This is a genomic window from Enterobacter sp. RHBSTW-01064 (assembly GCF_014103035.1).
GTDB classification, from domain to species: Bacteria; Pseudomonadota; Gammaproteobacteria; order Enterobacterales; family Enterobacteriaceae; genus Enterobacter; species Enterobacter mori.
This window is the reverse complement of record NZ_JABXOU010000007.1, coordinates 95,005-108,004: the sequence shown is the minus strand read 5'-3', so window position 1 is coordinate 108,004 and position 13,000 is coordinate 95,005. Positions and strand designations below refer to the sequence as shown.

The following is a 13,000-nucleotide window of genomic DNA, read 5'->3' as shown; positions in this document are numbered from 1 at the left end:
AGGGCATCGTGGTATGTTATTGGCTTTTCGACAGACTGGAAGAGAGTGAGATGGCAAAGCAGCGCGTAGGTATTGTCTTTGGGGGAAAATCAGCAGAGCACGAGGTGTCATTGCAATCGGCCAAAAATATTGTCGATGCGATCGATAAAAGCCGTTTCGACGTGGTGCTGCTGGGTATTGATAAACAGGGTCAGTGGCATGTTAACGATGCCAGCCAGTACCTGATCAATGCTAACGATCCGGCGCACATCGCCCTTAATCCTTCAGAAACCAGCGTCGCGACCGTACCAGGCCTGGTTCAGGGGCAATTTATCGACGCCGGTAATGCGCAGGCGCTGGCTCAGATTGACGTTATTTTCCCTATCGTGCACGGCACGCTGGGCGAAGACGGCTCTTTGCAGGGGATGTTGCGCATGGCGAACCTGCCGTTTGTCGGCTCCGACGTGCTGGGCTCCGCCGCCTGTATGGACAAAGACGTCACCAAGCGTTTGCTGCGCGATGCCGGGCTGAATATTGCGCCGTTCGTCACGCTCACCCGCGCCAACCGCGAGAAATTCGATTTCGCGCAGCTTTCCAGCCAGCTCGGCCTGCCGCTGTTCGTCAAACCGGCGAATCAGGGCTCCTCCGTTGGCGTCAGCAAAGTCACCACCGAAGCGCAATTTACCGACGCCGTGCGTCTGGCGTTTGAGTTTGACCACAAAGTGGTGGTTGAACAGGGTATCAAAGGCCGCGAAATTGAGTGCGCCGTGCTGGGGAATGATTTCCCACAGGCGAGCACCTGCGGTGAAGTGGTGTTGAACAGCGATTTCTACTCTTACGATACCAAATACATTGATGATAAAGGCGCGCAGGTTGTGGTACCTGCGGTTATCGATCCGGTCATCAACGATAAGATCCGCGCGATCGCCGTAGAAGCTTATCAGGCGCTGGGCTGCTGCGGTATGGCTCGCGTTGATGTGTTCCTGACGCCGGAAAACGAGGTGGTCATTAACGAGATCAACACGCTGCCAGGCTTCACCAACATCAGCATGTATCCGAAACTGTGGCAGGCCAGCGGAATCAGCTATCCGGAACTCATCACTCGCCTGATCGAACTGGCGCTGGAGCGTCACGCCGCTGACAGCGCCCTTAAAAGCTCCGTAAACGGTTAATCGGTTTTCTTCACCGTTTCCGTCTCTTCCGCTGTCGTCTCTTCAGGACGGCGGCGGATAATCAACCCCGCCAGCCAGAAACTAATCACCCAAGTGACCAGCCCCACGGCATAGGTTTGCCAGCCTTTTGCCTCAAACCCCAATAGCCCCACAACACCGTTAAGAATAAAGATCAGCCCAATAGCAAAGGCGTAGTAATGCCAGTCACGGCGTAGTTTGGACGTGAGCTTCATAACAACTCCGGCAGGAAAAAAAGACATCCTCTCACAGTTTTATGGCCGGGTCTGTGGCGAATGCGGAAATTCTGAAACGCGACGCAATTTCACTTAAGTGATCAAATTGTGATGTGATGCAGAAATCATCAATCCAGGAGCATTCCTGAGGGTAAATTACCACGATTCTGATATTGACAAATGCGATGACCTGTCAAACTCACCCTATACGAAACGTATAAAACAGAGTGATATTTCGGGAGGTCTTTATGGCTGATTTTACATTGTCGAAACCGATTTTTGGCGGCAAACAACCAAAAACCTCCACGGCGGGTAATATCGCCTATGCCCTGTTTGTGCTGTTCTGCTTCTGGGCAGGCTCACAGCTTCTCAACATGCTGGTTCATGCGCCTGGCGTTTATGAACACCTGATGCAGGTTCAGGATAGCGGGCGCCCACGCGTTGAGATCGGTTTCGGGGTAAGCACCCTGTTTGGCCTGGTCCCCTTCCTCGTCGGGTGCATGATTCTTGGCGTCATTGCCTTAGTGCTTCGCCTGCGCCGTCGTTTCTAAATCCCCATACAGCGAGCCCGGCGGTCATCCACGCGTTTCGCAAACCATGCAGTTGTCAGGTTACGCGTGATTTTCGGGCTCTCGAGCTGAATGCCGGGCAGGATAGCCCTCGGTAACGCTTTTCCACTTTTCTTCTCTGCCAGCGCAAAGACCTGCTGATACAAATCCGTTTTCTCAAACGCCAGACTGTCGCCCTTCTCCAGCTGACGGCGAATATCGCTGTTGCTCATATCCAGCTTTGTCGCCAGTTTGCGCACCGCACGTTCGGTCGTACCCGCTTCGCTGCTGCCGTAGGCAATCAGATCGCCATCCAGCGCCAGCTTCACCCCGGATGCCCGGCTCACGGCATTCTGGAACGCTGCGTTCCTGCTGGCATACCAGCCCGCGTTAAAGTCTGCAAAGCGGTACAGCGGCTCGCTGTAATTCGCCGGGTAGTTAAGAAGGTGATAAGTGCCAAACCAGAGCCCGCCGCGCAGGGAGAAGACCTCCTGACGCACCGTACCGTCGATTTTCCACGGATAACCGTCGGTATGTTTTTCTGCAAACGCGATGCTGACCTGCATCGGACCGCCGGTGTGTACCGGGTTAAGCGAGCCAAACAGTTTTTGCCCCATCGGCACCATGTTGATGAAGTCATCAAAAATGGCGCTTAGCTGTTTCTCAGTTTTCACCGTATCCAGCCTATCGCTATAGCTTTTGCCGTTTGGCGAGGTGATTTTAAGCGCGGTATGGACCAGGAACACCGGGATATGCATCGATTCCGCGCGGCGGTCGATCTCTTTCCAGGCAATTTTGTTCAGACCCGGCACGACCGGGTCTGACTGGTACATTGATTCCTGCTGCGCCACCGCCAGTACCGAGCAGATATTCTCCTCGGTAGGGGCAATTTTCTGGCTTTCAAAGGTCTTTGCCAGTGCCTCTGCCCACGCGTTGCGATCCTTCACGCTGGCGGGCATTTTTTGCCGGACAACGCTCGCCACGTCCACGGGCTTTTCCCCTTTTTTGAGTGGCGTGGCCCCTTTCTCGGCACACCCCGCCAGTACCAGGGCAGCAAGTAAGGACAGCGATAACGTACGCGGTACGGCAAAAGACATAGCAACTCCCTGTATTAGCTAAATGTGTTGGTGACTTCCTGCAGATCTTTATCGTCCAGCTCGCGCTCGAAACTGCGTAAACGTTTGTAGATGGACATCAGTTCCACCAGCGTGGTCCAGGAGCTGATCAGATACTGGAACGAACCGCGCACCTGACCAAAGACGTTGGTGATCTGCGTCATCAGGCCCAGCGTAATCGTACCCGCAACAATCGACGGGAACAGCAGGAACAAACCGAAAACGTTATCAACCTGCAGATACAGAATGCGCGCAATGTTGAAATACATATAGTGGAAATAGAGGCGGAAATAGTTGCGACGCACGGCGCCAAACAGCTCGCGAACGGTCGGTGGCGAGGCGCGGTTAGCATCATCTTCGCCGTAAACCAGCTCTTTACGGTAGGCCGCTTCGACACGCTGATTTTTAAACTCCAGACCCGGCAGCTTGATGCCGACCACCGCCAGCAGCCCCGTGCCCATCAACGACCAGACAATCGCGGCGATAACCAGACCATACGGCAGGTGACCAATAATCGGCAGCTCTGGCACGTGTGCGGAAAGCGTCACCAGCACAGGCAGGAAGGCGATCAGCGTCATAATGGCGTTGATAAAACTGACACCCATGTCTTCAAGCGTAGAGGCAAAACGCATGGTGTCTTCCTGCACACGCTGCGCGGCACCTTCGATATGACGCAGGTGCTGCCAGTGCGCCATATAGTGTTCGTTCATGGCGGTACGCCAGCGGAAGACATAGTGGCTAACGAAGAAATTGTTCATCACGCCAATGATGACCGCAATCAGGGCGATGCCGAGGAAGATACCCACCTCATGGTAGAACTGGTTAATCGTCACCTTATGCGGGGAACTCAGCGCCGTCTGGATCAGATCGTAGAAGGGGGCATACCAGGCGTTCACCGCCACGCCGACTTCGACCAGAAACCAGGTCACAAAGATGATCAGCGAGGTGCCCAGAATCGACCAGTATTGCCAGCGGTGTGGAGAGTAGATAAACCAGAAAACCGCAAACAGCCCCACGCAGACCGTGTAGTAGGCGTAAAACAGCAGGTAGCTGAGCGACCAGAAGCGCGCGGCGCTAATTGGCACCTCACCCGTTGCCCCCGTGATACGCGTCAGCCATGCGCCGCCGCCCGCCTGCCAGAAAATGACAGCAATCAGTGCCCAAATAAATGCCGACAGGAAAAAAGGCCCCGGCTTTGGGAAAAATGACTTAAACATTGTGCTTCCTTTTTGTTGTTCTGGCTGTTGCTGTGCTCAACACATCGCCACACGAAAATCTGACCTGAACCCGCCAGCGGCGCAGGCAAAAAGGTCAGACCCGTGGGTTTATTATTAGTTCGCTTTCCAGTTTTCGAGAATTGTTTCGGTGCGTTTCACCGAAGGTGGATTGGCAGGGGCGATGAAGTTACGCCAGACATCGTTGTAGTGCGCAATCAGAACCTGGGCTTCCGCCGCCGGGCGATTGGCCGTGGTGTGGGCATCTTCAGCAACCGTGATGTGGTAGCCCCGGCTGACGCCGTTTTTGAGGGTGGCATCGACACAGTAATCGGTGGCACAGCCGCAAATGACAAACTCGCGAATGCCCTGTTCACGCAGCAGCGTCTCAAGCGCGGTGTTATAGAAGGCATCACAGGCGGTTTTGGTGACGTACAACGCACCTGCTGGCTGATTTAGCTCAGGAAGCAACGCAAACCCTTCACTTCCCTCTTCCAGGCCCCCGGCTTCGGTATGCTGTATAAAAACCACCCTGTCGGCTGCCTGCGTAAGCTGGTTGATCAGAGAGACACATTTCTCGCGCTGATGACGCGGCGTCTCGAATACCCCGTTCTGCATATCAACCACCATAACCACACGCTTATCAGACATACCGTTCTCCGCAAGATTGAGTCGCACTGGTGCCTATCATAAGCCCGATGTCACAAAATGGGATCCAGGCCGCAAGTAAATTGTTCATATTTACCCATGGTTACGTTTTTCTCGCTATCGTTATGCAATTCGGGCCTTTGCAGCTTACCGATTAGTAGTATAAATACCCCTAACTTTCCTTATTTACTTGATGGATGCTTTTCGTTGAAACGTTGTCTGCTCTCTTTCGCCGCGCTATGTGCGATGAGCTTTTCCACCGCCCAGGCAGCGCAGCCGCTGACGGCCCCGGTTTTAGCCTCTGATATCGCCGATCGCTACGCGAACCTGATCTATTACGGTAGCGGCGGGACGGGAATGGCGCTGGTGGTCATTGACGGTAACCAGCGCGTGTTTCGCAGCTTTGGTGAAACGCGCCCGGGGAATAACATTCACCCGCAGCTGGATTCGGTGATCCGTATTGCCTCCATCACCAAGCTGATGACCAGCGAAATGCTGGTGAAGCTTCTCGACCAGGGCGTGGTTAAACTCGACGACCCGCTCAGCAAATATGCACCACCCGGCGCTCGCGTCCCGACTTATCAGGGTGCCCCCATCAGACTGGTCAACCTGGCGACCCACACCAGTGCCCTGCCGCGAGAACAACCTGGCGGCGCGGCACATCGTCCCGTCTTTGTCTGGCCGACGCGCGAACAGCGCTGGAATTACCTGAGCACCGCGACGCTGAAAACCACGCCGGGTTCGCAGGCCGCCTATTCAAACCTCGCGTTTGATCTGCTGGCCGATGCGTTATCGACCGCTTCGGGTAAACCCTATCCTCAGCTGTTTGAAGAGCAGATTACCCGTCCGTTGGGGATGAAGGACACCACCTTTACCCCCTCCCCGGACCAGTGCCGTCGTCTGATGGTCGCTGAAAAAGGTGCCAGCCCGTGTAATAACACCCTGGCGGCGATCGGCAGCGGTGGGGTGTATTCCACGCCTGGCGACATGATGCGCTGGATGCAGCAGTTCCTCTCTTCGGATTTTTACTCTCGCACCCACCAGGCCGACCGCATGCAAACGCTGATTTATCAGCGTACCCAACTGACCCGCGTTATCGGCATGGACGTACCGGGTAAAGCCGACGCCCTCGGTTTGGGTTGGGTGTACATGGCGCCGAAAGACGGCCGCCCGGGCATTATTCAGAAAACCGGCGGCGGTGGCGGATTCATCACCTATATGGCGATGATCCCGCAGTCCAACGTAGGGGCGTTTGTGGTCGTTACCCGCTCGCCGAACACGCGCTTCATCAACATGAGCGATGGCATCAATAATCTGGTTGCTGAGCTGAGCGCGAATAAAGCGCAGGTGCTGACGGCGTCTAACTGACCTAATAGTCCGCGGGCAGACGGTTGATGCTAACCAGTTTGCCCCGGCTCATCGTAATATAATTACCCTGCCGCAGCGCTGCCAGAACTTCCGCGACCACAGAGCGTGAGATCCCTGTGCTACGCTGAATATGATTCATAACGCCAATTTTTGAGCGCAGCGTTTCATCCCACTCGGCCATATTAATGAGCATGGCCCGGATCTGGCTGTAAGAGTTATTCCCCACCAGTTGCATGTCACGTTTACCCAGATGATGGTTGATCCACGACAGCCAACAAAATGCGTCCTGCCAGAGTGAGGCTTGCTGAAGCCGTTGGTACAGTGAAGAGGCCGGTAAATAAAAACCTGAGCAATGTGAATGCGCCATCATCACATATTCCTGATGGCTATTATTTACCCACGCGCTTAAACCATAAATATAGGGTGCCTTTGCAATCCCCACGAGAAGTTCATCTGACTTTCTGTGGATGGCAACGACGCCGGTTTGTATTACAAATGTGTATGGAACATCATCGTCATCATTATTGACGGTTGAAATTAATTTCTGTGGCGCGGTCTTAAAAGGGGTGCTGGCGACTTCCAGGCACTGTACGATCCGGCTTAATTCAGAAAGTGGCTTCGCATTAACATTCATGCAGACCTCAAGTCATCTGTCTCTGTCGGTTCTCGATTATTCTTAATTGTTATATAAAAAAGCGGGGGAAATATTCCCCCGCTTTTTATATTTTACCAGGTATATTTCACACCCAGATTTGCACCCCAGTTCTGGTCAACGTCGCCGCCACCGAGATAAGTTGCATCAGTATATGCACTGAAGTTCTTCGTGAAGCTGAACTGCGTGCCCAGACCCACACGAACCGCGGAACCTTCAACACCGTTGTCGATGCTGTCGTCGTTCACATCAGCATTGTTGTCGGCATCGTCATACACGTAAGCCAGCTTGAAGTAAGGCGTCAACGCCTGCTCTCCGCCGTAATTGAAGGTGTAACCCGCATCTACGCCAAGCTCATAACGCAGGCTGTCGTATGACTGCCCATCAATTCGCATGTCATTGCTCAGCTGGTAATCATCCCCAGACTGGAACAGGCCGGATACCGCCGCGTAAGGCGTGATGTAGCCAGACAGGTTTGGTTTCCAGTCGTAGCCCAGTTTCATCCCAAAGCCGACCGCATCGGTCGTGGTGTTACCGTCAACATACTGACCGTTGCTCATGGTAGCGGAGAGATCGTTGTTGAAGCGGGTGTAGCTCAGGGAGCTGTCGAGGAACAGATCGTTCATGAACTTCGCTGACGCGTAGACCATCGCAGTCTGACTGTCCTGATCAACCTGACCGGTACGATCGCTGATATCGCCCTTCGCGAAGCCTGCAGCACCACCGACGATCCATTTCGCATTGTTACCGTCAATCTGGGTATCCAGACCGACCATAATGCCGCTCACGTCCTGATCGTAGCTAACGTTGCCATTATCAGCGTCGAAGTTACCACCGAAGTAGCTCACCCACGCTCCGCCGTTATCCGCCAGGCCGTGGCGGCTGTTGGTCAGACGCGTGCCGACGGTATCCTGCTGCAGGTTCCAGATGTTGCTGTTAGCAGACGGGATGCTCAGCGCCATGTTGGCATAGTCAGTCAGCTCTTTCTGCTGCAGAACAACGGTGTCACCTTTCTGCTGCGCCTGATAGGTGTAGGCACCTAAATCCGCTTTGTTCGCGGCAGTAAAGCTGGCTGTGGTATCCGCGTTATTGTCATAGATGCGGACGATCTCTTTATTTTTGTAATCGGCAACGGAACCGGCACCGGTCGCATCATCGATGCGCACTTTGTAGTTACCTGCAACGTCACCGTTCACTGACAGATGGCCATCAGAATTAATCGCCACAACGCCGTAGTCGTAATCGGCATTGTACTTATCGTTGGTGATATAGCGCGCGTTGTTCAGATCGCTGTTCAGCACGTAATCGCGGCTAGCCACGTTCAGTACGCCGCCGTCGGTCAGCACCATGTTGTGCGTATCAACCTGACCCATACCCAGCGCCAGCTCGGCACCGTTGTCTACGGTAATGGTGTTGGCATACAGCTCAGCGGTCTCTTCAGTCAGCGCTGCACGGCTGTAGCTGTCCAGGTACAGGCTGTCGGTCGCGACCGCGCCGCTGTCACCGATATTCAGCGTTGAAGCATTGGTCAGCGTGATGGTGTCCGCCAGCAGGCCAGAGTTTTCAACATTGACCTGCGACTGATTATTCACCGTCAGCGCGTCGATGTTGGAGACTTTACGGGTATCCCACTCGGAACCGTTATCCAGCGCCACGTTGAACAGACCGCTCTGATAAACCTCTTCACCCGCAACGTGACCGTTGCTGTCGAAGGTGGAACCCGGCCAGATGCTGTTTGGAGACAGGGCACTCCAGTCAACGTCGCTGTAACCTTCACCGTACATTTGTGCGGTGCCGATGGCTTCAACGCTGGACTGCGCTGCACCCACCCACTTGCTGCCGTTAGTCAGAGTGACATCCAGTGTATCGGTACCGTCCCAGCCGTTGGTGGTTGGGTTATACACACCGTCATCGGTGGTATCGGTTGCCGGGTCGCCATTCTCGTAGAAGTTGTTATCGAAGGTACTGGAGAACAGGATGTCACCTGTAACGGTGGAGTGATCGAACGTCGCTGTCGTCTGCATCGCGTTGTCAGACGCACTGGCAGCCACGATCAGCGCCGCGTCATCCGCCGCCGTCGCGTTGGTTTCACCGTAGTCGCTCGGCTTGGCCGTTTGACCATAGAAACCGCTGGTGCCCAGATCGCTGTATGCGCCGGAGGTCAGCACGGAGTCTTTCACCACCAGGGTATCGGTAAAGATGTTGCTGCTATTGGCAACGCCTTCCACACCGTCATACGGGGTATTATCCAGCTCCTGGTAACCCTGCGTCAGCGTGATACCGGCAACGTGGGAGTTATTCTGAATAACGATATCAGACTCTACATCCAGCGTAATCGCGTTACCCAGACCGTAGGTATCCTGATAATGGGTTTCGGTGGTGTCACCATTCACAACGTCATAAGCATAATGCTCGTAGGTGTCATTGATGGTGCTGTTATCTACCGTCAGGCTGAAACGGTCATACTGCGTATGTGCTGTACCATCTGTTTCCGTGCCATCTTCACACGTCGTGGTCATACACTCAGACGTGATCATGCCGTTGACGGTGCTGTTGGAAATACTCAACGCATTCGCCCGGCCATTAACGCCATCATCCAGATAGTATGTTGAAATAACACCGTTTACCGTGGATTTGTTAATCACCGGATAAATATCACCATCATGGGTGGCATCCGAGTAATCCCAGTCTGCATAACCATAATACCAGGGGGTAGAGGCGGTATTATCATATCCAAACGTATTATACGTCGTGCCGGAAATATCCTTCGCATTAGCCTGAGAAGCGATAGCCAGGGTGCAGGCTAATGCAAGTTGAGATACAACCAGTTTCTTTTTCCATGTTTGCATTGGGTCATCCCTCCTCAGGGACGTAAGCAAGTTTGTCCGTCAAATCATTTTGCAATGTTTAATTGCGGAGGGAATTATGCAATTTCATTTCTAAAAGGTTCAATGAATGATTCAATTAAGTCCGTATCCAGACAACTCACGTCTAAAAAAACGGAACAATAACAATCATTGTGAATAAATATTATAAAATCAGCAAATTACAACCTTATTTTATTGATCAGGATAATATAATAAAAAATAATAGATCATTTATAATGATACCTTCCATTCAATTCAAAACTGCCGCCAATATTTCACGCTCCCTAAAAAGCCATCATTCATTCTATAATAGAGACATTCGTTGCGGCTTGTTTTGGCGCATTTCGCAAAATCAAAATGCCCAATTTCGTAAAACACCCCTCTTCACTTTCATGTACACTAGTCTTCTTTGTTCCACAAACATCAGGCATACCATGACCGATTTAATTGCACGTCCCCGCCGCCTGCGCAAGTCACCTGCACTGCGCGCTATGTTTGAAGAGACAACCCTGACCTTAAACGATCTGGTGTTGCCGATTTTTGTCGAAGAAGAGATCGATGACTACAAAGCCATCGAGGCGATGCCGGGCGTGATGCGCATTCCGGAAAAACATCTGGCGCGTGAGATTGAACGCATCGCCAACGCGGGGATCCGCTCGGTGATGACCTTCGGCATCTCTCACCATACCGACGCCACCGGCAGCGATGCATGGAAAGAAGATGGCCTCGTCGCCCGCATGTCCCGCATCTGCAAAGAGACCGTGCCGGAAATGGTGGTAATGTCCGACACCTGCTTCTGCGAATACACGTCTCACGGCCACTGCGGCGTGCTGTGCGATCACGGCGTGGACAACGATGCCACCCTGCTGAATCTTGGCAAACAGGCGGTCGTCGCTGCCGCTGCAGGTGCGGACTTTATCGCGCCATCTGCGGCGATGGACGGACAGGTTCAGGCGATTCGTCAGGCGCTGGACGCGGCGGGCTTTACCGATACCGCCATCATGTCCTACTCCACTAAATTTGCCTCCTCCTTCTACGGTCCGTTCCGTGAGGCGGCGGGTACGGCGCTGAAGGGCGATCGTAAAACCTATCAGATGAACCCGCTGAACCGCCGCGAAGCGATTCGTGAATCCCTGCTGGATGAAGCCCAGGGCGCAGACTGCCTAATGGTGAAACCAGCGGGCGCGTACCTCGACATCCTGCGCGACATCCGCGAGCGCACCGAGCTGCCGCTGGGCGCTTACCAGGTCAGTGGCGAGTACGCGATGATCAAATTCGCCGCGCTGGCAGGGGCGATTGACGAAGAGAAAGTGGTTCTCGAAAGCCTGGGCGCGATCAAACGCGCGGGTGCGGACCTGATCTTCAGCTACTTCGCGCTGGATCTGGCTGAGAAGAAAATCCTCCGCTAATCTTCACCAAACTGCAATACAACCGACATCTGCTCCTTCTACTGTCTTCGCAAGACGGCAGGAGGAGTAACCATGTTTAGCCTCGATAGCGTTCTCGACGATCTTTGGCCTCAGGCGAGGCCTGCACCCTGGCAAAAAAGTCTGTTAAAAAGACTGTTTTACGAAGACGAATTTCAGCAATTTGCCGCAGCCCACCGCCACCTGAAAGGGCTGGATATGGTGGAGCAAGTTCTGGAACACCTTGATATTCTCTGCACCGTTTCCGCCCGCGATCTCGAACAAATCCCCGAACATGGCCCGCTGGTCATTATTGCCAACCACCCGACGGGTACGCTGGACGGGCTGGCGCTGATGTACGCCGTCTCCCGCGTGCGACGCGATGTTAAAGTCGTGACCAACCGGATGCTGAGTCACCTTGAGCCCCTCAGTTCGCTGTTTATTCCGGTGGACAATATGGGCGGCAGGACGGCGAAAACATCCCTGGTTCAGATGGAACAGCATCTGCAGAACGCAGGCGTGCTGATCTTCTTCCCGGCGGGAGAAGTTTCCCGCCCGACGCTTAAAGGCGTCCGCGATAAAAAGTGGCACTCAGGCTTTATCAAACTCGCCAGCAAGCTGCGCACCCCGCTGCTGCCGGTGCATATTCAGGCGCATAACAGCCTGCTCTTTTATGCCAGCACGCTGGTGTCGCCGACGCTGTCCTTGCTGCTGCTGATGCAGCAGATGTTCCGCCGCCGCCATAGCCAGCTGCCGATTAAAATCGGCCAGCAGATTGCGTGGCATCACTGGCATAGCGCCACCCTTTCGTCGCGTGAGATGGCCGAGCAGTGCCGTCAGCACGTGATGCGTCTTGGCAAGGGAGTGCCTGGCGTCTTTAAAACCCAGTGCGCCATTGCCCGTCCTGAAGACCGGGCTACGCTGAGGCGTGAACTGGTGCAGGCCGAGTGCCTGGGGAAAACCAGCGACGGCAAAACCATCTACCTGTGGCAGCGCAACGGGCAAGAAGAGGCTCCTCTGCTGCGCGAACTGGGCCGCCTGCGCGAGATTGCCTTTCGCGCCGTGGAGGAAGGGAGCGGCAAACGCCGGGACACGGACAGCTATGATGACGATTATCTGCACCTGATCCTCTGGGATGAAGAGGATCTGGAGATCGTCGGCGCGTATCGCTTTATGCCGACCGCAAAACAGGTTGAACGTCGCGGTCTGGAAGGGTTGTACAGCTATAGCCTGTTCCACTACGACGACAAAATGCAGGACGTGCTGGAACACGGTATTGAACTGGGACGCAGCTTCATTCAGCCGCGCTACTGGGGACGCCGCGGCCTGGATTATTTATGGTCCGGGATTGGGGCTTATCTGGCGCGTTATCCGCACTACCGCTACCTGTTTGGTCCGGTCTCCATCTCAGGCGGCTTACCGCCTGCGGCGCGGGATCTTCTGGTGGCCTTTTACCGGCTCTGGTTCCCGGCAAGCCATCCGTTAGCGGCCTCACGACAGCCCTACCCGGCGTCGTTACCGGACGTGCTGGCTCAGTTTGGCGGCGTGGATTACGTGGATGACCTGACGAAGCTGAAATCCCTGCTCGGCAATCTGGGCTGCGGCATTCCGCCGCTCTACAAGCAGTATTCCGAGCTGTGCGAACCCGGCGGCGTGCAGTTTATTGATTTTGGCAGCGACCCGGCGTTCAACAACTGCGTCGACGGGCTGGTGCTGGTGGATTTGTGTTACCTGAAGGCAAACCGCTATCAGCGGTATATTGAGGCGCACCTTTAACTCCGTTGCCCGGTGGCGCTAC

General features: G+C 54.3%; 11 protein-coding genes. 5 read left to right on the top strand and 6 right to left on the bottom strand.

Annotation, left to right across the window (positions count from 1 at the left end; genetic code table 11):
- Positions 1-50: 50 nt before the first annotated feature.
- Entirely contained in the window at positions 51-1,151 is a 1,101-nt protein-coding gene (ddlA, locus tag HV355_RS19400; protein WP_182403088.1) for a D-alanine--D-alanine ligase, read from the top strand.
- Here the strand turns inward: ddlA and HV355_RS19395 are convergent.
- Positions 1,148-1,384 carry a DUF2754 family protein gene (locus tag HV355_RS19395; protein ID WP_010427988.1) on the bottom strand — a complete coding sequence of 79 codons (237 nt, stop codon included), beginning with the start codon at positions 1,382-1,384 and terminating at the stop codon, positions 1,148-1,150. The two genes, ddlA and HV355_RS19395, sit on opposite strands and share 4 nt — an antisense overlap.
- Before the next feature lie 248 nt (positions 1,385-1,632).
- Here HV355_RS19395 and HV355_RS19390 point away from each other — a divergent pair, with 248 nt between their 5' ends.
- Positions 1,633-1,935, top strand: a complete 303-nt coding sequence (locus HV355_RS19390) for a DUF2755 family protein (RefSeq protein WP_108415685.1) — start codon at positions 1,633-1,635, stop codon at positions 1,933-1,935.
- Here the strand turns inward: HV355_RS19390 and HV355_RS19385 are convergent.
- The 3 genes from HV355_RS19385 to HV355_RS19375 all read right to left on the bottom strand — a co-directional run bounded on the left by HV355_RS19385 (position 1,932) and on the right by HV355_RS19375 (position 4,912).
- Positions 1,932-3,029: a DUF1615 domain-containing protein gene (locus HV355_RS19385; RefSeq protein ID WP_108415684.1), complete on the bottom strand. Its 1,098-nt coding sequence runs from the start codon at positions 3,027-3,029 to the stop codon at positions 1,932-1,934. The two genes, HV355_RS19390 and HV355_RS19385, sit on opposite strands and share 4 nt — an antisense overlap.
- Before the next feature lie 14 nt (positions 3,030-3,043).
- A complete protein-coding gene (sbmA, locus tag HV355_RS19380) occupies positions 3,044-4,264 on the bottom strand; it encodes a peptide antibiotic transporter SbmA (protein ID WP_108415683.1) in 1,221 nt (406 codons plus the stop codon).
- Between the two features lie 114 nt (positions 4,265-4,378).
- Entirely contained in the window at positions 4,379-4,912 is a 534-nt protein-coding gene (locus tag HV355_RS19375; protein ID WP_010427984.1) for an isochorismatase family protein, read from the bottom strand.
- A 204-nt stretch (positions 4,913-5,116) separates the two neighbouring features.
- On the opposite strand from HV355_RS19375, the gene ampH reads away from it, so the two are divergent.
- Positions 5,117-6,277: a D-alanyl-D-alanine-carboxypeptidase/endopeptidase AmpH gene (gene ampH, locus HV355_RS19370; protein WP_182403086.1), complete on the top strand. Its 1,161-nt coding sequence runs from the start codon at positions 5,117-5,119 to the stop codon at positions 6,275-6,277.
- 1 nt (position 6,278) lies between these two features.
- Here the strand turns inward: ampH and HV355_RS19365 are convergent, their stop codons facing one another.
- Entirely contained in the window at positions 6,279-6,911 is a 633-nt protein-coding gene (locus tag HV355_RS19365) for a helix-turn-helix domain-containing protein (protein ID WP_108415681.1), read from the bottom strand.
- 92 nt (positions 6,912-7,003) lie between these two features.
- A complete protein-coding gene (locus HV355_RS19360; RefSeq protein WP_182403084.1) occupies positions 7,004-9,778 on the bottom strand; it encodes an autotransporter outer membrane beta-barrel domain-containing protein in 2,775 nt (924 codons plus the stop codon).
- Between the two features lie 452 nt (positions 9,779-10,230).
- Between HV355_RS19360 and hemB the strand changes: the two genes are divergently transcribed.
- Together hemB and HV355_RS19350 are read left to right on the top strand one after the other, a co-directional pair.
- Complete coding sequence (gene hemB / locus HV355_RS19355) at positions 10,231-11,205, top strand: porphobilinogen synthase (RefSeq protein WP_182403082.1); 975 nt, start codon at positions 10,231-10,233, stop codon at positions 11,203-11,205.
- Between the two features lie 72 nt (positions 11,206-11,277).
- The gene (locus HV355_RS19350; RefSeq protein WP_182403080.1) at positions 11,278-12,978 is read left to right on the top strand and encodes a lysophospholipid acyltransferase family protein; all 1,701 of its coding nucleotides are present in this window, start codon (positions 11,278-11,280) and stop codon (positions 12,976-12,978) included.
- The last annotated feature ends 22 nt before the right edge of the window (positions 12,979-13,000 follow it).

Excerpts from the sequence above, each read along its gene's own strand:
- ddlA (WP_182403088.1), top strand. The coding sequence starts at position 51 with ATGGCAAAGCAGCGCGTAGGTATTGTCTTTGGGGGAAAATCAGCAGAG.
- HV355_RS19395 (WP_010427988.1), bottom strand. The coding sequence starts at position 1,384 with ATGAAGCTCACGTCCAAACTACGCCGTGACTGGCATTACTACGCCTTT.
- HV355_RS19390 (WP_108415685.1), top strand. The coding sequence starts at position 1,633 with ATGGCTGATTTTACATTGTCGAAACCGATTTTTGGCGGCAAACAACCA.
- HV355_RS19385 (WP_108415684.1), bottom strand. The coding sequence starts at position 3,029 with ATGTCTTTTGCCGTACCGCGTACGTTATCGCTGTCCTTACTTGCTGCC.
- sbmA (WP_108415683.1), bottom strand. The coding sequence starts at position 4,264 with ATGTTTAAGTCATTTTTCCCAAAGCCGGGGCCTTTTTTCCTGTCGGCA.
- HV355_RS19375 (WP_010427984.1), bottom strand. The coding sequence starts at position 4,912 with ATGTCTGATAAGCGTGTGGTTATGGTGGTTGATATGCAGAACGGGGTA.
- HV355_RS19365 (WP_108415681.1), bottom strand. The coding sequence starts at position 6,911 with ATGAATGTTAATGCGAAGCCACTTTCTGAATTAAGCCGGATCGTACAG.
- HV355_RS19360 (WP_182403084.1), bottom strand. The coding sequence starts at position 9,778 with ATGCAAACATGGAAAAAGAAACTGGTTGTATCTCAACTTGCATTAGCC.
- hemB (WP_182403082.1), top strand. The coding sequence starts at position 10,231 with ATGACCGATTTAATTGCACGTCCCCGCCGCCTGCGCAAGTCACCTGCA.
- HV355_RS19350 (WP_182403080.1), top strand. The coding sequence starts at position 11,278 with ATGTTTAGCCTCGATAGCGTTCTCGACGATCTTTGGCCTCAGGCGAGG.